Origin of the sequence: Tenacibaculum ascidiaceicola, assembly GCF_047470925.1 — a bacterium.
GTDB lineage: Bacteria > Bacteroidota > Bacteroidia > Flavobacteriales > Flavobacteriaceae > Polaribacter > Polaribacter discolor.
The window spans coordinates 89064-111068 of record NZ_JAZKJP010000012.1 but is presented as its reverse complement, the minus strand read 5'-3'; the positions used below and the strand labels follow the sequence as shown (position 1 = coordinate 111068).

The 22005-nt window shown below is 30.7% G+C and carries 17 protein-coding genes; 9 read left to right on the top strand and 8 right to left on the bottom strand.

From position 1 onward, the window contains the following. Nucleotide 1 precedes the first annotated feature (1 nt). The 4 genes from fabF (at nucleotide 2) to pyk (ending at nucleotide 3982) form a co-directional block, all read left to right on the top strand. Nucleotides 2-1252 (top strand): beta-ketoacyl-ACP synthase II, encoded by a 1251-nt coding sequence (gene fabF / locus VBY68_RS12510; RefSeq protein WP_121146610.1) that lies wholly within the window; start codon nucleotides 2-4, stop codon nucleotides 1250-1252. A 6-nt stretch (nucleotides 1253-1258) separates the two neighbouring features. Then, a complete protein-coding gene (gene rnc, locus VBY68_RS12505; RefSeq protein WP_099215130.1) occupies nucleotides 1259-1996 on the top strand; it encodes a ribonuclease III in 738 nt (245 codons plus the stop codon). Nucleotides 1997-2079: 83 nt separating this feature from the next. Continuing rightward, entirely contained in the window at nucleotides 2080-2550 is a 471-nt protein-coding gene (locus VBY68_RS12500) for an IPExxxVDY family protein (protein WP_099215131.1), read from the top strand. Between the two features lie 4 nt (nucleotides 2551-2554). Continuing rightward, the gene (gene pyk / locus VBY68_RS12495; protein WP_415269923.1) at nucleotides 2555-3982 is read left to right on the top strand and encodes a pyruvate kinase; all 1428 of its coding nucleotides are present in this window, start codon (nucleotides 2555-2557) and stop codon (nucleotides 3980-3982) included. A 54-nt stretch (nucleotides 3983-4036) separates the two neighbouring features. Here the strand turns inward: pyk and VBY68_RS12490 are convergent, their stop codons facing one another. Then, a complete protein-coding gene (locus VBY68_RS12490; RefSeq protein ID WP_415269922.1) occupies nucleotides 4037-6337 on the bottom strand; it encodes a M20/M25/M40 family metallo-hydrolase in 2301 nt (766 codons plus the stop codon). Between the two features lie 101 nt (nucleotides 6338-6438). On the opposite strand from VBY68_RS12490, the gene VBY68_RS12485 reads away from it, so the two are divergent. Then, complete coding sequence (locus VBY68_RS12485) at nucleotides 6439-6906, top strand: CBS domain-containing protein (protein WP_415269921.1); 468 nt, start codon at nucleotides 6439-6441, stop codon at nucleotides 6904-6906. On the opposite strand, the gene VBY68_RS12480 is transcribed toward VBY68_RS12485, so the two are convergent. Genes VBY68_RS12480 through VBY68_RS12470 form a run of 3 tightly spaced genes read right to left on the bottom strand, consistent with a single transcriptional unit; the run spans nucleotide 6907 to nucleotide 9767 of the window. Then, the gene (locus VBY68_RS12480) at nucleotides 6907-7257 is read right to left on the bottom strand and encodes a hypothetical protein (RefSeq protein ID WP_099215135.1); all 351 of its coding nucleotides are present in this window, start codon (nucleotides 7255-7257) and stop codon (nucleotides 6907-6909) included. Further along, a complete protein-coding gene (locus VBY68_RS12475) occupies nucleotides 7247-7789 on the bottom strand; it encodes a GNAT family N-acetyltransferase (RefSeq protein ID WP_415269920.1) in 543 nt (180 codons plus the stop codon). The genes VBY68_RS12480 and VBY68_RS12475 overlap by 11 nt, the downstream gene beginning before the upstream one ends. A 13-nt stretch (nucleotides 7790-7802) precedes the next feature. Continuing rightward, nucleotides 7803-9767, bottom strand: a complete 1965-nt coding sequence (locus VBY68_RS12470; protein WP_415269919.1) for an LTA synthase family protein — start codon at nucleotides 9765-9767, stop codon at nucleotides 7803-7805. Nucleotides 9768-10017: 250 nt separating this feature from the next. On the opposite strand from VBY68_RS12470, the gene VBY68_RS12465 reads away from it, so the two are divergent. The 3 genes from VBY68_RS12465 to VBY68_RS12455 all read left to right on the top strand — a co-directional run bounded on the left by VBY68_RS12465 (nucleotide 10018) and on the right by VBY68_RS12455 (nucleotide 14132). Further along, complete coding sequence (locus VBY68_RS12465; RefSeq protein ID WP_121146615.1) at nucleotides 10018-10353, top strand: single-stranded DNA-binding protein; 336 nt, start codon at nucleotides 10018-10020, stop codon at nucleotides 10351-10353. Between the two features lie 158 nt (nucleotides 10354-10511). Next, entirely contained in the window at nucleotides 10512-11255 is a 744-nt protein-coding gene (locus VBY68_RS12460; protein WP_124588160.1) for an energy transducer TonB, read from the top strand. Between the two features lie 18 nt (nucleotides 11256-11273). Further along, nucleotides 11274-14132 carry a TonB-dependent receptor domain-containing protein gene (locus VBY68_RS12455; RefSeq protein ID WP_415269918.1) on the top strand — a complete coding sequence of 953 codons (2859 nt, stop codon included), beginning with the start codon at nucleotides 11274-11276 and terminating at the stop codon, nucleotides 14130-14132. Between the two features lie 87 nt (nucleotides 14133-14219). Here the strand turns inward: VBY68_RS12455 and VBY68_RS12450 are convergent, their stop codons facing one another. From VBY68_RS12450 to VBY68_RS12440, 3 genes are read right to left on the bottom strand one after another with little or no spacing between them, the layout of a single operon-like run. Beyond that, on the bottom strand, nucleotides 14220-16721 hold the full coding sequence (locus tag VBY68_RS12450) for a TonB-dependent receptor (RefSeq protein ID WP_415269917.1): 2502 nt from the start codon (nucleotides 16719-16721) through the stop codon (nucleotides 14220-14222). Continuing rightward, complete coding sequence (locus VBY68_RS12445; protein ID WP_415269916.1) at nucleotides 16714-17619, bottom strand: FecR family protein; 906 nt, start codon at nucleotides 17617-17619, stop codon at nucleotides 16714-16716. The genes VBY68_RS12450 and VBY68_RS12445 overlap by 8 nt, the downstream gene beginning before the upstream one ends. 53 nt (nucleotides 17620-17672) lie before the next feature. Then, nucleotides 17673-18191 carry an RNA polymerase sigma factor gene (locus VBY68_RS12440; RefSeq protein ID WP_415269915.1) on the bottom strand — a complete coding sequence of 173 codons (519 nt, stop codon included), beginning with the start codon at nucleotides 18189-18191 and terminating at the stop codon, nucleotides 17673-17675. Between the two features lie 131 nt (nucleotides 18192-18322). Here VBY68_RS12440 and VBY68_RS12435 point away from each other — a divergent pair, with 131 nt between their 5' ends. Further along, the gene (locus tag VBY68_RS12435; RefSeq protein ID WP_415269914.1) at nucleotides 18323-19717 is read left to right on the top strand and encodes a hypothetical protein; all 1395 of its coding nucleotides are present in this window, start codon (nucleotides 18323-18325) and stop codon (nucleotides 19715-19717) included. Between the two features lie 69 nt (nucleotides 19718-19786). Here the strand turns inward: VBY68_RS12435 and VBY68_RS12430 are convergent, their stop codons facing one another. Next, on the bottom strand, nucleotides 19787-21910 hold the full coding sequence (locus tag VBY68_RS12430) for a Tex family protein (protein ID WP_415269913.1): 2124 nt from the start codon (nucleotides 21908-21910) through the stop codon (nucleotides 19787-19789). Between the last annotated feature and the right edge of the window lie 95 nt (nucleotides 21911-22005).

Genomic DNA, 22005 nt, shown 5'->3' with positions numbered 1-22005 from the left:
TATGCAATTAAAACGAGTTGTAGTAACTGGACTTGGCGCATTAACGCCAATAGGAAACAATAAAGAAGAGTATTGGAATAGCTTGGTTAACGGAGTTAGCGGAGCAGCACCTATAACGTATTTTGATGCTGCCAAGTTCAAAACTCGTTTCGCATGTGAGCTTAAAGATTTCAACGCGACCGATTTTATTAATAGAAAAGAGGCGCGTAAAATGGATAGATTTACGCAGTACGCAATGGTTGCTTCTGATGAAGCAATTGCTGATGCGAAGTTAAACCTTGATGACGTTGATAAATTAAGAGTTGGCGTTATTTGGGGAGCAGGTATTGGAGGGCTAGAAACATTTCAAAATGAGATGTTAAACTATGCTGAAGGAGATGGGTCTCCTCGTTTCAATCCGTTCTTTATCCCAAAAATGATTGCAGATATTGCTCCTGGAAATATTTCTATTAAAAATGGATTTATGGGGCCAAATTATACTACGGTATCTGCTTGTGCATCATCAGCTAATGCAATGATTGATGCTTTAAATTATATTCGACTAGGTCATTGTGATGTAGTTGTAACTGGTGGTAGTGAAGCTGCTGTTACAATTGCTGGTATGGGTGGTTTTAATGCTATGCATGCCTTATCTACTAGAAATGAAAGTCCGGAAACAGCTTCAAGACCTTTTGATGCTGAACGTGATGGATTCGTTTTAGGAGAAGGAGCAGGTGCAATAGTCTTAGAAGAATATGAACATGCTAAAGCTCGTGGAGCTAAAATTTATGCAGAAGTTATTGGTGGAGGATTATCTTCAGATGCTTACCACATGACAGCACCGCATCCTGATGGAATTGGTGTAATTGCAGTAATGAAAAACTGTCTTGAAAACGCTGGAATAAAACCAGAAGACGTAGACCATATCAACACTCACGGTACTTCAACCCCCCTAGGAGATGTTGCAGAATTAAAAGCAATCTCTGAGGTTTTTGGAGATCATGCTAAAAACATTAATATCAACTCAACAAAGTCTATGACAGGACATTTGTTAGGTGCTGCTGGTGCTATTGAAGCAATTGCTTCTTTATTAGCAATGGAGCACGGTGTTGTTCCCCCAACAATTAATCACACTAACGTTGATGAAAACATCAACCCAGAGTTAAATTTAACATTAAATAAAGCTCAAAAAAGAGAGATTAAAGTTGCCATGAGCAATACATTTGGTTTTGGTGGTCATAATGCTTGTGTAGCCTTTAGAAAACTAGATTAATCTTTTATGAACTTTCTTCGTAGAATTGTTAAACCCCAAAACAAAGCGGATGAAAACTTCTACTACGAATTAAAAGAACTGCTTAATTTTAAACCAATTAAGTTATCGTATTATAAAAAAGCTTTTACGCATAGATCTTTAAAATTGGTAGATAGTAATGGGCGTCCTATTAACTACGAACGTTTAGAGTTTTTAGGAGATGCCATTTTAGGTACTGTAATTGCTTCTTACCTATTTAAAAAAGTACCTGAAGGGGACGAAGGGTATTTAACTCAAATGCGATCTAAAATTGTAAGTAGAGAGCATTTAAATAACTTAGGAAAAGATCTTGAGTTAATTAGGTTTGTGAAAAGTAATATTTCTAAAGAACATGTTAGTAATAATATTCATGGGAATATTTTTGAAGCTTTAATAGGAGCAATATACTTAGATAGAGGCTACAATTATTGTCATCAGTTTATTTATGAACAAGTAATAATGCCTTATGTGGATATTGAGCGATTAGAAGGTAAAATATCTAGCTACAAAGGTTTTGTTATAGAATGGTGCCAAAAGCAGAAAAAGAAGTACAAGTTTGAATCATACGAAGATTCAGGTAACCAAAGTAAAAAACACTTCAGTGTACGTGTTAGTATTGATGGAAACATCATAGCTAAAGGTAGAGCAACATCTAAGAAAAAGGCAGAAGAAATTGCTGCTAAAAGAGTATATTTTGCTATGCAAAATCAAATGCTAAAATCTTAACACGTAAACAAAAACGTTTTCGTAAATTTTACATAGTATTTTCTATACATTCATTAATTTAGCAAAAACAAATAATTGTTTATATGCCAATTTATGAGGTGAATATAAATGAATTTTCCAATGATGATTATACATTAATTGGAATTCATACTACTTTAAACGAGTATAAATTAGCATATCTATTAAACGAACATTTACAAATTAAGTTTAATAGAGCAGGTTACGATTTAGACTTTATTAAAAAAGGTAGTCAATCATCATATACAGTATATGAATATACTAATGCAAAACTATGTCAAGATTGGTTTTTAATAGCAAATGTATTTAAGTCAACTCTTGAAGCAGAATCAATAAGTCTTTTTAATCAAAGTGATTCAATTACACGCTTGATACCAGAAAAGAAAAAAGTTGATTTTTTTTTAAAGTTAGAAGGAGATTTTGATTACGAATCAATTGTAAAAATTATAGAAGTAATAAAACAAATCCCTCAAATAATAACCTCTTATGAAATAGAGGTAAACTCATTAAAATCGAAAGATTTTTTAATTTTTTAATTATATGCCACACAACAAGAAAACAAAAATTGTAGCAACATTAGGTCCAGCAACAAACACGAAAGAAATTTTAGCTGATATGGCTGCAGCTGGTGTAAATGTTTTTAGAATTAATTTTTCACATGCCGATTATGAAATAGTAAAAGAGCGTGTACGCCAAATACGTGAAATAAATGAAGAAAGAGGCTATAATGTAGCCATTTTAGCAGATTTACAAGGTCCAAAGCTAAGAGTTGGTGTAATGCAAGAAGGAGTAGAATTAAAAGCGGGAGATACCTTTACTTTTACTACTGAGAAATGTGAAGGAACACAAGAAAAAGCATATATGACTTACCAGCGTTTTCCAAAAGACGTAAAGGTAGGAGAGAAGATTTTAGTTGATGATGGCAAGTTACTATTTGAAGTAACAGCAACTGATAAAGAAAGTGAAGTTGTTACTAAAGTAGTTGTTGGTGGAGCTTTAAAATCGAAAAAAGGAGTTAATCTGCCAAATACTAAGATTTCGTTACCAGCTTTAACAGAAAAGGATAAAAAAGATGTAGTTTTTGCACTAGAGCAAGAAGTAGACTGGATTGCTCTTTCATTTGTAAGAACTCCTGAAGACTTGCGTATTTTGCGTGATATAATTAAACAGAAATCACGATATAGAGTTCCAGTAATAGCAAAAATAGAAAAACCAGAAGCTGTTGAAAATATTGATGCTTTAATCCCGTATTGTGATGGGTTAATGGTAGCACGTGGAGATTTAGGAGTAGAGGTACCTATGCAAGATGTGCCTTTAATTCAAAAGATGTTGGTTCGTAGAGCGAAACAGGCAAGAATTCCTGTAATTATTGCTACACAAATGATGGAAACTATGATTGAAAACTCTGTACCAACAAGAGCAGAGGTAAATGATGTAGCAAACTCTATTATGGATGGAGCAGATGCTGTAATGCTTTCAGGAGAAACTTCTGTAGGGAAGCATCCTGTAAGAGTTATTCAAAAAATGACTGAAATTATTGGTAGTGTTGAGTTTTCAGATTTAATTGAAGTTCCACAAGAACCACCTCATATTCGTACGAAAAGATTTATAACCAAATCGGTATGTCATCATGCAGCGTTAATGGCTGATGATATCGATGCGGCAGCAATCTCAACTTTAACAAATAGTGGGTACACAGCCTTTCAAATTTCTGCATGGAGACCAAAATCACATGTATTAGCATTTTCATCAGAAAAGAGAATTCTAGGAAAGTTAAATCTTTTATGGGGTGTAAGAGCTTATTTCTACGATAGAGAATTAAGTACTGATGATACTATTGAAGATATTAATGAAATAGCTAAAGAAAAAGGATATGTAAAATCGGGAGATTTTATAATTAACCTTTCTTCAATGCCTGTAAAAGCAAAAGGTATGGTAAACACGTTACGTGTTTCTCATATTGACTAAATAAAGACAACAAAAAATAAACAAGCTCAACTTTTAAAGTTGAGCTTGTTTATTTTATAGTTTAAGTTTTCTTGTACAAATAATAGCATCATTAACCACAAAAGGCATTGGCATCATTATTTCACTTCTAGGTCGTATGGTAAACTTAGGATGCGATAATAAATCGTTTGATATCTCATTAATTACAATATCAGGCTCGGTGTTTTTATCAATTGTAAAAGAAATAGTCAAGTCTTTATCAGTATTTGCCATTTGATAAATTAACAAGGTTCCTTTATCAGCAACAAAAGCCTTTCCTTTATCGTATAAAGTTCCGTTAACAGTAAAATTAGTTAACTCTATTTGAGTGTTTGTATATAACTCGTATTTATCAATGTTACGAGTAGGAGTGATTGTAAAAGAAATACTTCGCTGGTTATTAATAATTGTATCTTGATTAATTTTGATGTTAGAAATATGGATATTTTTATTTTCAGCTTTTTGATAATAATTAAAAGAAGTGTTGTATTTACTTTTTCCTGCAATTAAATCAGCCCCACCTTGTTTAGAATCATCGCTAAAATACTGTTTTGTGTACCCGTCCAATGTTTTATTGTGACTTGCCCAATATGAAGTGTTAGTATCAGAATTTTGAATAAAAACTAAGCTATTAGGCTTTTTCTTTTCAATTGAAAAACCGCTGTTAAAAGTTGCATAACCAAAAAATAATAACGCAAGAAAACCAGTTAATGTTTGCCATCCGTTTTTAGTTTTTTCTTGATAAAAAACAGGAAGCATTAATCCGAAAATAAACACCAAAAGTATGGCAGAAATAAATAATGTTTTTAAACCTAAGGCTACAGGAAATAATTGAATCATAGGAGCAATCATATATACTGTTGGAATAGATATAATTGCAAATAGCGTAGCTCTAGATGCCTTATTTATATTCATGAACAGTAAGATTGCTAAAATAAATAAAGAAGCAAAAACAGGAATAATAAAGAAGCCGGCTCCTGGTAAATTCATGTAAATTATAACATTTATAAACAATCCAAAAGTTATAGGAGCGACTAGTAAATCGATAGCTTTAGCTTCTTTTAGTTTATTATATACTTTAAAAAGAATCCAAAGATTTAAAAGTACAAAAGCAATAATGTATTGATATCCATTATAGGTAAAACCATGAAGCATGTCGATATATTGTGGATGGATAATCAACAACAGTTGCCATAATCCGTATGAAATACCTATACATAATACTAAAGACAGTATGTAAGGAATAAAACCTTTTAATACACTTATTACTGTCATCTTCTTCTTATATATGCCTACTACAATCAGCGCTATAAATAACAAAAAGGCAATGATTAGCATTGGTAGCACCCAAGAAAATGGATATGTTAACAACTTAGTAAAAGGAAAGTTTACATAAATATAATCTGTATCGCTATTTAAGTTCGTTAAATCAGCATTTGTAAAGTAATTTAATGAAGTGGTAAAGTAATCAGCTTGATGTAATAATGTTTCTCTATTTAATCTTTCGTATGAATCTTGTTCAGTATGGTAATCAAAATGATCATCAATAAAGGCAAAATTAAATCCGTTAATATTGCCTTTTTCTCTAAAAACAGTTAAATCGGTATCGTTAGGAAGCTTTTTATATACACCATACATTAAAGAATTGGCAGCTGGGTAATTTGGGTTAGCATTTAAAAATTCGGTTAATAATGTTTTATTTTTTCCGTTAGTCTCCATCAACATATAACTTGAACCACCGCTACCACGAGCTTCAAAGTTCAGTACTAACCCAACGTCTTTTGCCCATGGATGATTTTCAACAAAAGCTTGTGCTCCTAAAAGACCTAACTCTTCAGCATCTGAAAAAAGTATAATAATATCGTTTTTAGGCGCTTTATTTGTTGCAAGGTAAGCTCTTATACCTTCTAAAATAGTTACTACACCAGAGCCAGCGTCACTTGCTCCTAGTGATGAGTGAGGGTTGGAATCGTAGTGAGTTAGAAGTAATAAGGCTTTTCCGTTTTCGGTACCCTTAATTCTAGTAATTATATTTTCAGTAGTAGTAGCTGCTCTCCATTTTTTATTAATAGCAGTTTGATATTGAATTTCTGGCTCTAAATTTAGTTTCTTTAACTCCTTAACCAGGTAATCTTGTACTTTTTTGTGTTCTTCAGATCCAGTATGATGCGGCTTTTGAGAAATGTTTTTTAAATGATACAGTGCATTATCAATTGAAAATTCGGTAGCACTAATTTCTTTTTTTGAAGAGGTTACACTGGGTATTATATCGTTAAAGCTCCAATAAACAGTTAAAATAATGATGAGAACTGCAAGGTAATTTCTTGATGATTTCATAGTTGGATTTTAGTACTTATAAAAGTAAGTAATTTATTTTTTAAGAAGAGTAAATTGTAATCGATTAAAAATCAGTATATTTAAGAGTAAATTTTAGTATTATGGCAATTAAAAGTTTTCAAGGAAAAAGGACGAATACACCTCAAGAAGAGGGTGTACCGATCTTGGTATCAGATTACATGACAAAAAAATTAATAACATTTAGAGAAGAACAACCTATTGAAGATGCAATAGATATACTTATAAAGCATAAAATATCTGGTGGACCTGTTGTTAATGAAAAAAATGAATTAATAGGAATTATTTCTGAAGGAGATTGTATAAAGCAAATATCAGAAAATAGGTATTATAACTCAACAATTGGTAAGAGTAACACGGTTGGAAAAGCCATGGTTAGAGAAGTTGAGACAATTGATGCAAATATGAATATTTTAGATGCTGCTAATAAATTTTTAAAATCACGTAGAAGACGTTTCCCTATAGTTCAAAATGGTAAGTTAGCAGGACAAATTAGTCAAAAAGATGTACTAATTGCAGCCATGAAGTTAAAAGGGAATACGTGGAAGTAATTAATCTTGTTTAACCAGTAAATAAATTTCGTTTTCTAGCTCTAAATATCCTTGGTCATACACATAAAAATAGGTACTTCCTGCTTTTGTAGTGTAAAGAGACGTGATGAATTTAAAATCAAAACCTCTATCAAATAACTTACGACGAGTTACTTTAGTTTTACCAGAAGTATTCAACTCAGAAAGAATTTTATAATTCTTTCGTAAGCGGTTGTTGGTATTTCTAATTAGGTTTTTACTCTCCTTGTTAACTTTGTTATTATATGCATTTCTACAATAATCAGAACAAAACTTTTTATCAACCCTACCAATAACTCTATCTCCACATTCTAAGCATTTTTTATCGTTCATAGTCTAATTTTTTAAGTTCGTACCAGTTAACATCAATTCCCTTATAATCAAATTCATTTATAAAGTGTAGCCCTATTTTTTGTAGAATTTTGTTAGAACCAATATTTTCTACATCGGCAGCACCATAAATAAAATCATAATTCATTTTTTTAAAACCAAAGTCTAAACAAGCAAAAGCAGATTCTGAAGCATAACCTTTACCCCAAAAGCGTGGAATTAAACGATAACCAATGTCAATAAAATTGATAAAGCCGTTCAAGGTTTCTTTTTCTCCTTGATTAAGCTTTAATCCAGACCAACCAATAAAGTCACCAGAAGCTTTTTCTATACAAGCAAACCTACCAATGCCCCTCTCTTTATACTGTTCTTGTATAAAAGCGATACTATCTTCAGCTTGTTTGTGTGTCGTAATAGGATTGTTTCCTAAATATTTATGGACCTCTGGGTTAGAATCTAACTCAAACATACCTTCCAAATCACTTTCTTGGAATTCTCTTAAAATTAGCCGTTCGGTTTCTAAATAAAATTTCATTTTGAAAGTAGGATTAATTATGTATTTTCATTAAACCATTTCTATATCGATAATCATTTGTTTGATAATACGATATTATTTCTTCTAATTGAGTTTTGTTTTCGTTACTAGGGGTTAAGGTGTTTGTAGACTTGTCATAGTTATAATAGTATGATTTTTTTTGATCTCCTAAAATAGTCAATTGATTACCTTTTAATAAACCGAGCTTTCTATAATTACCAATAAATACTCTTTGTTCTTTTGTGTCAATCGTATTTATATCTTTTCCATAAAAATTAGAACTGTAATTCCAGCCTAAATAACCGAAAAGAGTAGGGAAAAAATCTATCTGTGATGCTTGTTTTTCTATTGAAAGAGAAGAAGTATTTGGGAGGTTATAAATTAATGCAGGTATGTGGTATTTTCCTACATTTAATTCCCATTTACCAGCAGAACTAGCACAATGGTCGGCCATTATTGCAATAACAGTATTGTTAAACCAAGGTTTTGATTTTATAGAATTAATAAATTTACCAATAGCAAAGTCAGTATATTTTACTGCCCCATTTCTACCTGTTCCAGAAGGAATATCTATTTTGTTGTCAGGATAAGTATAGGGTCTATGGTTTGAGGTTGTCATAATAAAGTTAAAGAAAGGTTTTTTAGATGCATGACTTTTGTCTGCTTGTATAATTACCTGTTTATATATATCTTCATCACAAACACCCCAAGCGTTTTCAAATTGAACATCTTTGGTGTCAATATTTGTTCTTTTAGCAGTAAACATATCACCAAACAAATAACCTCTTCCTCTATCTACTATATCAAAACCATTATTTCCAAAAAAAGTATTCATGTTGTCAAAATAACCATCACCACCATAAAAAAAAGTTTTAGAATACCCTTTTTCTTCAAAGATAGAACCAATATTGTACAAATTAGCATTGTCAACTCGTTTAACAATACTTCTTCCAGGAGAAGGAGGAACAGACAATGCAATTGCTTCCATACCTCTTACTGTTCTAGTTCCGGTAGCATATATGTTTTCAAAGTATACGCTTTTACTTAATAAAGAGTCTAAATTAGGTGTAATGTTATTTTTATTACCAAAGTGTTTTAAAAAATTAGCACTAAAGCTTTCTAAACAAATAAAGATTACATTTGGTTTTATAGTGGGGTTGTAACTTTTTACATTTCGTGCAATTACAAATGCTTCTTTTGAGGTTAAACTATCGTTTTTAGTGATTAATTCTTTTTTAAGTTTTTTAAAAGATAAAGCCAAATCTTGTGTTTTATAAAAATCAGTATAACTTAATTCGTTGTTTCTAAAGGCAGAAAAAAAAGAATAAATTCCGGCCTTTGAGATTTCGTTTTCATACCTGTTTTTAGACCACTCAGCCATGTTGTTTTTGATAAAAAAAACAAAAATCAAAGGTATTAATAGACCTAAGTATAGTATTATTTGCTGTTTAGAGTTTTTCTTAGAGTTGAAAGAACTTTTAAAAGCCGTAAGCTTTTTTAGTATGTAATATTGTATAAATAGCAAAAGAAATATAATGGCTAAAAGTAAGGGGATAGGATACGATTCATTAATATTTTGTATTACTTCGTAGGTATATATTAAATAATCTACGGCAATGAAATTAAATCTATTCTGAAACTCTTCCCAAAAGGTTATCTCAGCAAAAAATGAAAAAGTTAAAATAAGGGTTGATATAAAATAGAAGGCATAAGTAGCTACTCTATCAAAAGTACTTCCAATCCATTTGTCTGGATATACTATTAGATATATAAGATAACTAAATGAGAAAAATGAGATGACGCCTATATCAAAAAAGGAACCAATAATAATTGTTTTAAGTAAGTTAATTATTGAAAAGTCTATTTCAGAAAATGACCAAAAATAAAAAACCAATCTCAAAATAAAAGATATAGAAAGAAACTGTAGTACAAAAAATATGAGTACAGAAAGACGATTGTTAGTTGCTTTTTTAAACATGATATAGAATTATATTGGGTAGTGTAACTTTTTAATAATTAGAGAGAAACAAATGTAAATTTAATTTAAAAAAAATAGTAGTAATAATATTTTTTTTACACTTATTAAGTCAAATATAAACGATTACATTCAATTACAAACGAAAACAAATGATTACTAACCGATTTTAATTTGCATACTGTTTCATCTTTGCAGTGTTAATTCGATTGAATGACAAAGTCTTAACTGTTTAACAATAAAAATAAATATTATGAACGCACTAAAAAACAGAGTACAGTTAATTGGAAACTTAGGAAATACCCCAGAAATCATCACTTTGGAAAGTGGGAAAAAACTTGCAAAGTTTTCTATTGCAACTAATGAAACGTATAAAAATGCTCAAGGCGAAAAAGTAACCGATACACAATGGCACAATGTAGTTGCTTGGAATAAAACAGCAGAAATTGTTGAAAAATACTTAGAAAAAGGAAAAGAAGTTATGATAGAAGGTAAGTTAACTTCTCGCTCTTTCGACGATAAAGAAGGTAATAAACGTTATATAGCAGAAGTAATTTGTAACGAATTACTAATGTTAGGAAACAAATAAGTGGGTAAGTTGCTGAAAAAGAATTTAAAAAGAATCTTATTTTTTTAAGATTCTTTTTTTGTGAAAAGAAAAAAAAACTTACTTTTGCCAGCTAACTACCCCCGGCCAAATTTCTTAGAATACTATACTACAGTTTTTTAATTTATGTAATTATTTATATGAGAAAGTATTTTTTAGTGGTTTTTTTGTTGTCATTTTTTAATTTTTATGCTCAACAAGAAGTATGTGAATCTCCTGATGAGTCTGTATTGGATGTTAATAGTATAACAAAATGTACTATTGAGCCTGTAAAAAATTCAAAGAAAAAAGGAGATCGACAAATTAAAGTTAAAATTTCTGCAAGTAAAAGGTATCTTAAGAAGAGAGTTGTTAAGAAAAAAGCGGCTCAAGCCCTAAGTTCAGTTAGCACTTTGAAAGTTAACGATGTTTCAGCTTCTGAAGAGGTTAAGATAGAAAAAGTAAAAGAAGTTAAGGAAGAAATAGGTTATAAAGATAACTTAACAAGAATTACTGAGAAATTATCAAAAGAAGAACTATCAAAAGCAAAAAAGCTTTACTACGTAGAAAAAGTACCATCTTTTGATAAATGTAAAAACTCAAAGAAAAAAGAAAGGCTTGATTGTTTTAACTTAGAAATGGTTAAGCATATTAATAAACATTTCCGTTACCCAGGAGAAGCAGTAAGAAATCATATTGAAGGAGAAGTATGGATTCGATTTGTGATAGACCGAGATGGTTATGTAACTAATATCAAAACTTTAGGTCCTGACGGAGGAGAAATCCTTAATGAAGAAGCAAGAAGAGTAGTATCTAAGCTACCACGCTTTGAGCCAGGTAAAAATAAAGGAAAACGTGTACCTGTAAAGTATGGTTTTCCAATTAACTTTTCATTAGAAGAATAAAAATCAATTAAATTTAAAATGTTAAAAAAACAATTAGTAATGATTGTTTTTACCTTAGCTGCTATAACAAGTTATGCGCAGGTAAAAATATCAGGTTCGGTATATGACGAATATTTAGAGCCGTTTTACAATGCAAAAATTTCAAGTGGTGATAATTTTGCAATTTCGGACGAAGAAGGAAATTTTACAATCGTTTTATCAAGTAACACGTTACCTCAAACATTAGTAGTATCTGCCTTTGGTTTTAAAACAGAAGAGGTGTCAGTGATATCTTTTGAAAAAAGGGTAAACGTAGTTCTAAAAGAAAACTTGTTATTAGATCAAGTAATTATTTCAGCCTCAAGGGTTCCTGAAAGAATTATAGAATCTCCAGTAACAGTTGAAAGATTAGGTCTTGCTGATATAAGAAAGAACACTTCTAACTCTTTTTACGATGGGTTAACTAATTTAAAAGGAATTAACTCAAGGGAAGGTAGTTATGGTTTTAAATCAATAAATACGAGAGGATTTGCTGATTTTGCTAACACACGTTTTGTTCAAATGATTGACGGAATGGATACAGCAGCACAGGCTTTGAGTTATAGTACAGGGAATTTTTCTGGAGTTTCTGAATTAGATATTCAAAGTGTTGAAATTTTACCAGGAGCATCTTCTGCATTATATGGAGCCAATGCCTATAATGGTATCATGCTTATGAATACTAAAAACCCTTTTTATCATACTGGAATAACAACTATGTTCAAAAGTGGTTATACAAGTCAAGAGGCTGGAGGAAATAATCCTTTTTATGATGTTGCAGTAAGAATGGGATATAAGTTTAACGAGGTTTTTGCCGCAAAAGTTAACTTTTCATACTATGAAGCTGAAGAATGGCATGCTAATGACTTAAGAAATAAAGAAATTGATACCAATGAATTAATAGACGGGACAATAAACTCAACTGTTAATTATAATGGGGTTAATACTTATGGAGATGAGAGTTACCGTGACTTAAACTTCTATGACAGTGATAATATAGCTTGGGGTACACTTTTAAGAAGAACAGGGTATACAGAAGCTGAGCTTGTTAGAAATAATTTTAAATCGAAAAATGCTAGATTTTCAGGGTCTTTATATTTTAGACCTTTTAAAGATGAATCATTAGAGATTCAACTTACCTCAAGATTATCATTACGAGATAACCTTTTTCAAGGAACAAGTAGGTTAGCTCAACGTAATTACTTTATTGGACAACATAAATTAGAAGTAAAGGGTAATGACTTTTACATAAGAGGTTATTATACAAGTAATGATTCTGGAAACTCTTATGATTTAACAAGAACAGGAAACGCGTTAAATGATGTAGTTAAGTCAATGAGGGTTTACACTGATGAATTTTATGACCAAAGATATGTACAAGGAAAATCATTAGAGGAAGCAAGAGCGTATGCAGATAGAGATAGGTTAGTACCAAATACTAGTGGGTTTAATAGAGAGTTTAATAGAATAACAGGAACATTGATATCTGATGGAGGAAGTAAACTTTATGAGAAAAGTTCTTATACCCATTTAGATGGTAACTATAACTTTAAAAGATTGTTAAACGATTGGGCAGATGTACAAATTGGAGCTTCTTACCGTGAATATAACCCAAACTCTAAAGGAACTTTATTTAATGATAAAGAAGAAAAAGTTAGTATAGAGGAGTATGGAGTTTATACACAAATTCAAAAAAAGTTTTTTGAAGAAAGATTAAAGTTGACAGGGTCTATTCGTTATGATGAATCAGATAATTTTGAAGGGAATTACTCTCCTAGATTAGCTGTAAATTATGCGTTAGGGGAAGAGAAGAATCATGTTTTAAGAGCATCATACCAAACAGGTTTCCGTAACCCAAGTATACAAGAACAATATATGTTTTTTGATTCTCAAGTAAAAACTAATGTAGGAGCAATAGGAGATAATTTAAGTCGTATTTCTTATCCAGATAGTTTCTTTATAAGATGGGATGATCAACAAAACCAATACGTTTACGATACTAGAACAGTAACAGGAGGTGAGATTCTTGAAAACTCATTATTAACCAGAAGTGTTTATTATGATGAAGCTACATATAATGGAGGCACCTATATCGAATCTCAATATGATGAGTTAGTACCTGAAGTAGTAAAAACAATTGAGTTAGGATATAGAAGTATGTTCCGTTTAAATAACGAAACAAATGTAGATGTAGATATAAATGCTTTTTACAGTACACATGATAATTTTGTGTTTTTCCAAGACGTAACAGTACCTAATGCAGGTAAAGTATACCCTTATGGAAATAGAAAAGCAACGGAAGCTGAGCTAGAAGAACCACAAAACAAGTATGGATTTATTAGAGATGGTGTAGTTATATTAGATGAGGAAGCTAATCAGGCTTTTAGTTCAGGATTAGTAAGAGATTTTACAATAACTACAAATGCAAACTCACAAGTAGAGTCTTACGGTTTTGGCTTAGGAATGCACACTAAATTATTTAGCAATTTTGATTTTGGTCTTAACTATAACTTTATTGACTTTAAATATGAGGATAAAGATTATGGTTTATTTGAACCTAACTTTAACACACCAAAACATACAGTAAAGGCTCAGTTTGGTAACGAAAACCTTTTTAATAATTTTGGTTTTGGAGTAAGTGCAAGATGGCAAGATAAATACAGATGGGTTTCTACCTTTGTAAAAGGAAATGTTGCTGAAAGAACAGTAATTGATGCACAGTTAAACTATAGAATTCCATCAATTAAGTCTAGAATTAAAGTTGGAGGAACAAACTTATTTGGAAAAGAGTATTATGTTGCTCCAGGATCAGGAAAAATAGGTCAATTATACTATATATCTTGGATTATCAATAACTAAGATATTTTATTATTCTTAATAAATTATAAAGATAAAAGCAGTATAAAGTTTAAACTTTATACTGCTTTTTGAATTAAGAGACAAATGTTAAAAGTTTAATTTTAGTAAGAAATTGGGAGTTGTACCTAATGAATAACGTGCATATTTATTAGCACTATTATTTTCTACCCTATAATAATTATTAAGAGTATTTCGGGTATTAAATAAGTTCCATACTGAAACTCCAACATCTACATTTATCTTATCGGTTATTTGCTTTTTGTACATAGCAGAAGCGTCAGCTCTTAAGTAATTATCAATTTTACTGCTATTAGCTGTATCAAAATTAATCTTATCATTAGTAATTTCACTTCCAAAAATAGGCTGAGTTGTAGGTTTTCCAGAAGTATAATTTAACCCCAAAGAAATATTGAAATACTCGTTAGAATAAGTACTTCCTAATGTAACAGTGTGAGTGATATCAAAATTACTAGGAAATTTTTTCTCTACTAAATTATCAAAAGAATACGTGTTTTTAATAAAAGAATAACTTAACCAAGTGTTCAGATTTTTAAAGTTTTTTCTCAATAAAAAATCAATCCCTAGAGCGTTATAACTCCCTTTATTTTTACTAAACTCATATTTAGTGGTGAAACTTTGACTTTGAGTGGTAATGCCGTCAATAGCCTTGTAATAACCTGTAGCGTCGAGAAGCCATTGTTTCTTTTTATAAGTAAAACCTACAGAGGCTTGTTTACTTCTTATTATAGGAATACTATCATTGTCAGATAGCTGCCATCTACGTTTTTCAATTCCTAAGAAATCATTTTGAAAATTTATTATTTGAGAAACATTTTGATGTTTAAATTCTCCTAAAACTTCTACAGAAAAAGTATCATTTATTTTCTTATGAATATTTAACCGGGGTTCTATGAAAGTTTCTTTAAACTTCTCAATATAATTAACACGTACTCCTGGTTTTATTATAATATTGGCATTTGAGTTTTGATATTGTGTTTGTCCAAACACAGCATGTTCTCTAATAACGTTGGAATATAGTCTTACAAACCTGGGGTTATCAACATCATTAAGGTTGGTAATTTGTGTTTCAGTAAAACTATAACCACTATTGTATTTCCAGCTATTATTGGTATAGTTACCTTCTAGTTTTATGCCTGTTTCAGAAACAATATTCTCTTGTAAAAAACGCTGACTATCTAAAATATTTGCATTAATAGCTTGAAGTGTATAATCAGTCTCATAAATATTTAAGGTTGTGCTAAATTTAGAGTTCCATTTTCGGCGATAATTAATACCACTAGCAATACTTTTTTGTGATAAACTACTTTGTTTGGTTTCTATTGAGTTGCTTACAACAGCTGTTTCATCAAAAGTTAGGCTGTTATCAATTAAAATAAAATTTACCCGAATAAAGTCTTTATCGCTGGGAGTATATAACCATCGTAAAGAAGTGTCGTAAAAATTAAACTCTTGGTTTGAGTTGGTAACATTTTTCTCGTTGTTTTCTATTTCGGTACTTTGTGTAACACGTTTAAAGTAATTGTGATATGTTGGGGTTTTTATCCAGTCGTCAATGGATCTTCTAGCAGCAAGTTGAAGTGAAGACTTTTTACCTAGTGGGATATCGGTAAAAATATTAGCATTTATAAAATTAATACTAAAACTTCCTGTAAAAGCTGTTTGTAATATATCTTCAGTTTTCATGTGTATGGTGCCTGAAACACCATTAGAATAAGACGCAGAAGTACCATTAGTAATCACTTGAACATTTTGTGTGATCTTTGGATTAAAACTAGAAATTAACCCAAAAAAGTGTCCTGTTTGATACATTTTTATATCATCCCATAAAATAAGGTTTTGATCATGAGAACCACCTCTTATAGTTATGTTTGAAACTGTTTCATCAACACTTTGAATGCCCGGTAAAGCTTGAACAGTTTGTAGTACATCAGTTTCTATCAATCCTGGAAGTAGTGTGAATTTAGAAAAATCAATAACGGTATTACCATTAATGGTTTTATCAATCCCTTTTACTAAATATCCGTTAATGGTAACATCAGGAATTAGTTCTTGATGTTCTCTCAAATACAATACGTTACAGTTTTTAGAAAACAAGTCACTTGATAATTTTTTAATTGTGTGATATCCAATAAACCGAATGCTTACTGTTTCTGAAGTTCTCCTAACTTTAAGCTCAAAAAAACCATTATTATCAGTTGTTGTATAGTTAGTTTCAGCTTTAATAGTAGCTCCAATTAAAGCAGTATTTGTAGTAGCATCCTTTAAATAACCACAAATTTTTACTGAAGATGAAACTGCAATTATTTGAGTGTTTAAACGTGTAAAAATAAGATCTGTTTGATCTTCTAATTCTTTAAGTTTTTCTTTTAGACTCAATTTTTTAGGAATAGAAGACACCAATATATTATTGATTGAATTACTATTATAATTGAATTGAATATTGTGTGTATTGGCAATTTGTTTTAATACTTTTTTAAGAGGTATTTTCTCTGTAACTATTTGTGCTTGAAAGCCAAAAGAAAAAGACCAGAAGAATATTAAAAAAAAGAAAAAATTATTGTTATTCATTCCAAATAATGATCTGTTTCTTATTTTTAATTTCGTAAGATAAATTAAAAGGATGAGTAATAGATTTTAGTGCGCTGTCTAGGTTGTTGTTTGTAAATGCGCCTGTAAACTTCATTTGATCATCACCTGTAAGGTTAATATGTATTTTGACGTTATATTGCTGTTCGAGTTCAAAAACGACATCAGTAAACAATACATCTTCAAAAATACTCATGTTTTTTAGCCATTTTGGTTGAGCTAAAACAGTTTGAGTATGCTGTTCAGTTCCTCTAACTATAATAAGTTCTTTTCCAGCTGGTAGTTTTGTAATTTTATTTTTATAATTAACCTTTACTAGTCCTTCGTAACAAGAAACTTTAAAAATGCTATCTCTATCAAGTACATTAAATTCAGTTCCTAAAACACTAACAATTCCATTAGAAGTTTTAACATCGAAACGCATCCCTTTTTCTACATCAAAGTATGCTTCACCATTTAATAGTAAGCTCCTTTGCTTTTTCCATGTACTAGCATTGTATTTAAGACTAGAAAGCTCATTTAATTCTACAATAGAATTATCAGGTAGCACAACGGTTTTGTTTTCACTATATTTAGTTTGAAAATACTCAGACTTTTTATTATTAAAAAAGTAGAAAACACCTAAGCTAATAATAACGATTGCTGCAATTTTATAAATTAGTGTCAACCAGCTTGCTGAGGTTATAGTTTTTTTATCAGATAAACGATTTTCTAAAACTTCAAAAGCTGGGATGGAAATATGTTTATCAGCTTTAAAGCGCTGACTTTCTTCAATAATTTCTTCATAGAGCTTAGCTTCCTTTAGTGCGTTAAAGGCTGCTTGTTCTTCTTTAGTTAACTCGTTACGTAACCATTTTTGTATTAAATAATCCTTCTCCATGAGTGATTGCCTGTATTAATAAAACACTTTACTTTGAGAAAATCCCAAAACTTTTATTTAAAATCGCCTAATTGATCTTTTAATTTTTTAAATGCCGAATAAATCCTATGTTCGGCAACCTTTTTGGTAACCCCCAAAATTTCTCCTATTTCTTTATGAGTCTTACCTTCTATTTTACTCAACATAAAAGCTGCACGTTCTTCTTCCTTTAAATTTGATAGTGCTTTTTCATAACGCTGTAAAAACTCTTTTTTACGAAGTATAAACTCAGGTGACTCGTTGGTGTAATCCTTTGGTTTTATTTCTTGATGTTTAAAAACCACCTTCTGATGTTTTACCGCATTTAACATTAAGTTATTAGCTACAGTATAAAGAAAAGATTTGGCTTTTTCAGGAAGTACTTTTGCACAGTTTTCCCATAACTTTATAAAAGCATCCTGAGTTTTGTCGCTAGGGTTTAAAGTATTTCCATATTTATAGTAAAGGAAATTACTCAATTCTTGGGCATACTTTTCATAAAGTAACGAAAACCTTTTTTTATCACAAATGTTATTATGTAGAGGCTTAGACAAATTAAAATAAGTTTTTTAGGTTTAGAAAGGTATAAAAAAAAATTTTCGGGATATTAAAGAAGTTAGTTGTTTTATAATAAAGGCAATTGCAATAATAAGTTAAACTAAAACAAATAAATTACCCTGAAATTATGAAACTTTTAAAATCCACCCTATTAGTATTAAGTATTATACTATTTCTATCTTCATGTAGAACAGAAGAGATTCAAATTATAGATCCACCAATACAAAATGCCCTTGCAGCAAACTCTAAAGTAGCTAACTTAATGAAAAGTACCGTTACAAAAGATGGTTCTGACGATAATATTATAGATGGTGCTAGTTGTTTAAGCGTAAAATTACCAGTAACAGTTACCGTAAATTCAAAAGAAATAACGGTAAATGATGAAGATGGTTATGAAGAAATTGAAGATCTTTTTGATCTTTTTGATGATGATGTTGATTCTATTGTTATTTCTTATCCTATTGAAGTAATACTAAGTGATTATACTGTAAAAACGGTTAATTCTGACGAAGAATTAGAAGCTTTAGCACAAAACTGTAAAGGAGATAATGAAGAAGATGATGATATTGAATGTCTAGATTTTTACTACCCACTTACAGCATCTGTATTCGATTCTAATTACGAACTAGTACTTACAATCAAAGTTAATAATGATGAAGAGATGCATGAGTTAATTGAAGATTTAGAAGACTACACTGCTGTAACCATTAATTTCCCTTTTAAAGTGATTTTAAATGGTGATACTTATGTGTATATAAACAATATGCAAGAATTAGAAGAAGCTATTGAAGCAGCAAAAAACAGTTGTGACGAAGATGATGATAATGATTATAATGATGATGATTGTGATGATTGTTCTATAGAAGCAGTAAAAGAAATATTTGCAAATTGTAATGAATGGATAGTAGAGAAATTATACATCAACGAGCAATATCTTACAGAGGAGTTTAAAATGTTTGTTTTTTCTTTCACAGAAAATGGTGTAATTAAAGTAAATAATAACGGAAATATTTCAGAAGGAACCTGGGAAGCATCAGGTAGTGAAAACGATATTAAATTTACAATAAATATCCCCGATTATCCAGATTTCAATGCAATGTGGTACTTACATGAAGTCAAAGAAGATTCAGGGGAAGTAAGTATACGTTTATTACTTGAAGGAAACCATCTTCGTTTTAAAAGTCAATGCTCTATTGTAAAAGATGAATTAAGTGATATTTTATTAGCTGATGGAAGTGTATGGGCAGTTGAAAGCTATAAAAATAATGGAGTAGACGAAACAGAAAATTATGCAAATTATCAACTTTATTTTTATTCAGATAATATTGTTAAAGCAAAAAAAGATGGAGTTATTATTGAAGGTACCTGGGAAGTATCGAGTGATGCTAATGTGTTAGCATTAAATTTTTCTGATGCTCCTGTAAATGAATTTAATAAAGAATGGGCAGTTGCTACAACTTCTGAAACAGAGGTGGTTTTAGAAGCAAATGATAGAAGGTTGGTTATAAAACGTGTCAATTAAAGGAAGCCATATTCCTTTTGTTGATTTTGATTGGGAAAAACGAGCTAATTAATTAGCTCGTTTTTTTATTTAATAATTCATACTTAATTGAATACGTTTTCTTGTAGCATCAACTTCTAATACTTTAACTTGAACGTGTTGATGCAAGCTTACATGCTCATTTACATCTTTAACAAAAGTATCAGATAGATTAGAAACATGCACTAAACCACTTTCTTTAATTCCAATATCAACAAAACAACCAAAATTGGTAATGTTGTTTACAATGCCTGGAAGTATCATACCTTCTTTTACATCATCAATCGTTTTAATATGTTCGTTAAAGCTAAAAGCTTTGGCTTTTTCACGAGGATCTAACCCTGGTTTTTCCAATTCTTTTACAATATCCTGTAGTGTAGGTAGTCCGTAAGAATCAGTTACGTATTGTTGTAATTTAATTTGTTTTAATGCAGAAGAGTTTCCAATTAAATCATCTACTTTTTTACCAGCATCTTTTGCTATTTGTTTTACTAATGCATAGCGTTCAGGGTGTACTGCTGAATCATCTAAAGAATTGTCACTATTTTTTACCCTAAGAAACCCAGCTGATTGTTCAAAAGCTTTTCCTCCCAAGCGAGGCACTTTTTTAATAGCGGTTCTGTTAGTAAAAGCACCATGTTCATTTCGGTAATTCACGATGTTTTCTGCTAGCTTAGGACCAATACCTGAAACATAACTCAATAAAGAAGCACTAGCTGTATTAACATTTACACCAACTTTGTTTACACAGTGTTCAACTACGGTATCTAACGATTTTTTTAGTTGTGTTTGATCTACATCGTGTTGATATTGCCCAACGCCGATTGATTTAGCTTCAATTTTAACCAATTCAGCTAAAGGATCAGCTAATCGACGTCCGATTGAAACTGCACCACGAACTGTTACATCATAATTAGGAAATTCATCTCGTGCAATTTTTGAAGCAGAATAAATAGAAGCTCCTGCTTCACTTACTACAAATACTTCTACAGGATTTTTAAAATACACACGTTTCACTAATTGCTCTGTTTCTCTGGAAGCAGTTCCATTACCAATCGCAATAGCTTCGATTTTATAAGCATCGGCTAAAGAGCTAATTTTATTCATTGCTTCTTTAGATTGATGTTGAGGAGCATGAGGGAAAATAGTTTCGTTATGTAGTAAATCTCCTTGAGCACTTAAACACACTACTTTACAACCTGTTCTAAATCCAGGGTCAATGGCTAAAATTCGTTTTTCACCCAAAGGTGACCCTAATAGTAATTGTTGTAAGTTTTTAGTAAATACTTTGATAGCACTTTCGTCAGCTTTCTCTTTGGCAAGAGACAAAGCTTCATTAGATAAAGCAGGAAAAAGTAAACGTTTATAAGCGTCAGCAATTGCTATTTCAATTTGTTCAGCACATTCGTTGTGTGAGCGAATAATTCTGTCTTCTATTTTTTGAAGCGTTCGTTCATCATCAATAATAATCTTAACACGAATAAAACCTTCTTTTTCGGCACGTAAAATAGCTAATAATCGGTGAGAAGGAATACGACTTAGGTTTTCTTCCCAATCAAAATAATCTTTAAATTTTTGAGCTGCTTCCTCGTCTTTTTTAGTTTTGATAATCTTGGTTGCAATGGTAGCAAAACGTTCTAATTGGTAACGAATGTTATTACGGATATCAGTTCGTTCATTAATCCATTCCGCAATAATATGACGAGCGCCTTCTAAAGCTTTTTCTTCAGATTCAACTTCGTTATTTATATATTTTGAAGCCGTGTAGTCTAAATCGTTTACACGTTGACTCATAATCATTTTCGCCAAAGGTTCTAAGCCATTTTTACGAGCGGTTTCTGCTTTAGTTTTACGTTTCTTTTTATAGGGAAGGTAAATGTCTTCTAAAGTGGTTAAATCTTCAGTTTTTTCAATTTTAGCTTTCAACTCGTCTGTTAAAGCATCTTGTTCTTCAATAGCTTTTAAAATGGCTGCCTTTCGTTTTTCTAAGGCTTCAAATTGCTCTTTAAGTTGAACTATTTGTCCAATTTCAACTTCATCTAAATTACCTGTTTTTTCTTTTCGGTAACGGGCTATAAAAGGAACTGTACAATCCTCGTTTAATAATTCAATCGTATTTTGAATTGATTTTTGTGAAATTTGAGTACGAGAGGTTATATATGAGATGAGTTGCATTGAAAGTTATTTTAAATAAAAAAAACTCGCATGAATAGCGAGGTTTCAAATATAGTAAAAGGTTAATTTATCTTGTGAATTTTCTTAAGTGATAT

Excerpts from the sequence above, each read along its gene's own strand:
- fabF (WP_121146610.1), top strand. The coding sequence starts at position 2 with ATGCAATTAAAACGAGTTGTAGTAACTGGACTTGGCGCATTAACGCCA.
- rnc (WP_099215130.1), top strand. The coding sequence starts at position 1,259 with ATGAACTTTCTTCGTAGAATTGTTAAACCCCAAAACAAAGCGGATGAA.
- VBY68_RS12500 (WP_099215131.1), top strand. The coding sequence starts at position 2,080 with ATGCCAATTTATGAGGTGAATATAAATGAATTTTCCAATGATGATTAT.
- pyk (WP_415269923.1), top strand. The coding sequence starts at position 2,555 with ATGCCACACAACAAGAAAACAAAAATTGTAGCAACATTAGGTCCAGCA.
- VBY68_RS12490 (WP_415269922.1), bottom strand. The coding sequence starts at position 6,337 with ATGAAATCATCAAGAAATTACCTTGCAGTTCTCATCATTATTTTAACT.
- VBY68_RS12485 (WP_415269921.1), top strand. The coding sequence starts at position 6,439 with ATGGCAATTAAAAGTTTTCAAGGAAAAAGGACGAATACACCTCAAGAA.
- VBY68_RS12480 (WP_099215135.1), bottom strand. The coding sequence starts at position 7,257 with ATGAACGATAAAAAATGCTTAGAATGTGGAGATAGAGTTATTGGTAGG.
- VBY68_RS12475 (WP_415269920.1), bottom strand. The coding sequence starts at position 7,789 with ATGAAATTTTATTTAGAAACCGAACGGCTAATTTTAAGAGAATTCCAA.
- VBY68_RS12470 (WP_415269919.1), bottom strand. The coding sequence starts at position 9,767 with ATGTTTAAAAAAGCAACTAACAATCGTCTTTCTGTACTCATATTTTTT.
- VBY68_RS12465 (WP_121146615.1), top strand. The coding sequence starts at position 10,018 with ATGAACGCACTAAAAAACAGAGTACAGTTAATTGGAAACTTAGGAAAT.
- VBY68_RS12460 (WP_124588160.1), top strand. The coding sequence starts at position 10,512 with ATGAGAAAGTATTTTTTAGTGGTTTTTTTGTTGTCATTTTTTAATTTT.
- VBY68_RS12455 (WP_415269918.1), top strand. The coding sequence starts at position 11,274 with ATGTTAAAAAAACAATTAGTAATGATTGTTTTTACCTTAGCTGCTATA.
- VBY68_RS12450 (WP_415269917.1), bottom strand. The coding sequence starts at position 16,721 with ATGAATAACAATAATTTTTTCTTTTTTTTAATATTCTTCTGGTCTTTT.
- VBY68_RS12445 (WP_415269916.1), bottom strand. The coding sequence starts at position 17,619 with ATGGAGAAGGATTATTTAATACAAAAATGGTTACGTAACGAGTTAACT.
- VBY68_RS12435 (WP_415269914.1), top strand. The coding sequence starts at position 18,323 with ATGAAACTTTTAAAATCCACCCTATTAGTATTAAGTATTATACTATTT.
- VBY68_RS12430 (WP_415269913.1), bottom strand. The coding sequence starts at position 21,910 with ATGCAACTCATCTCATATATAACCTCTCGTACTCAAATTTCACAAAAA.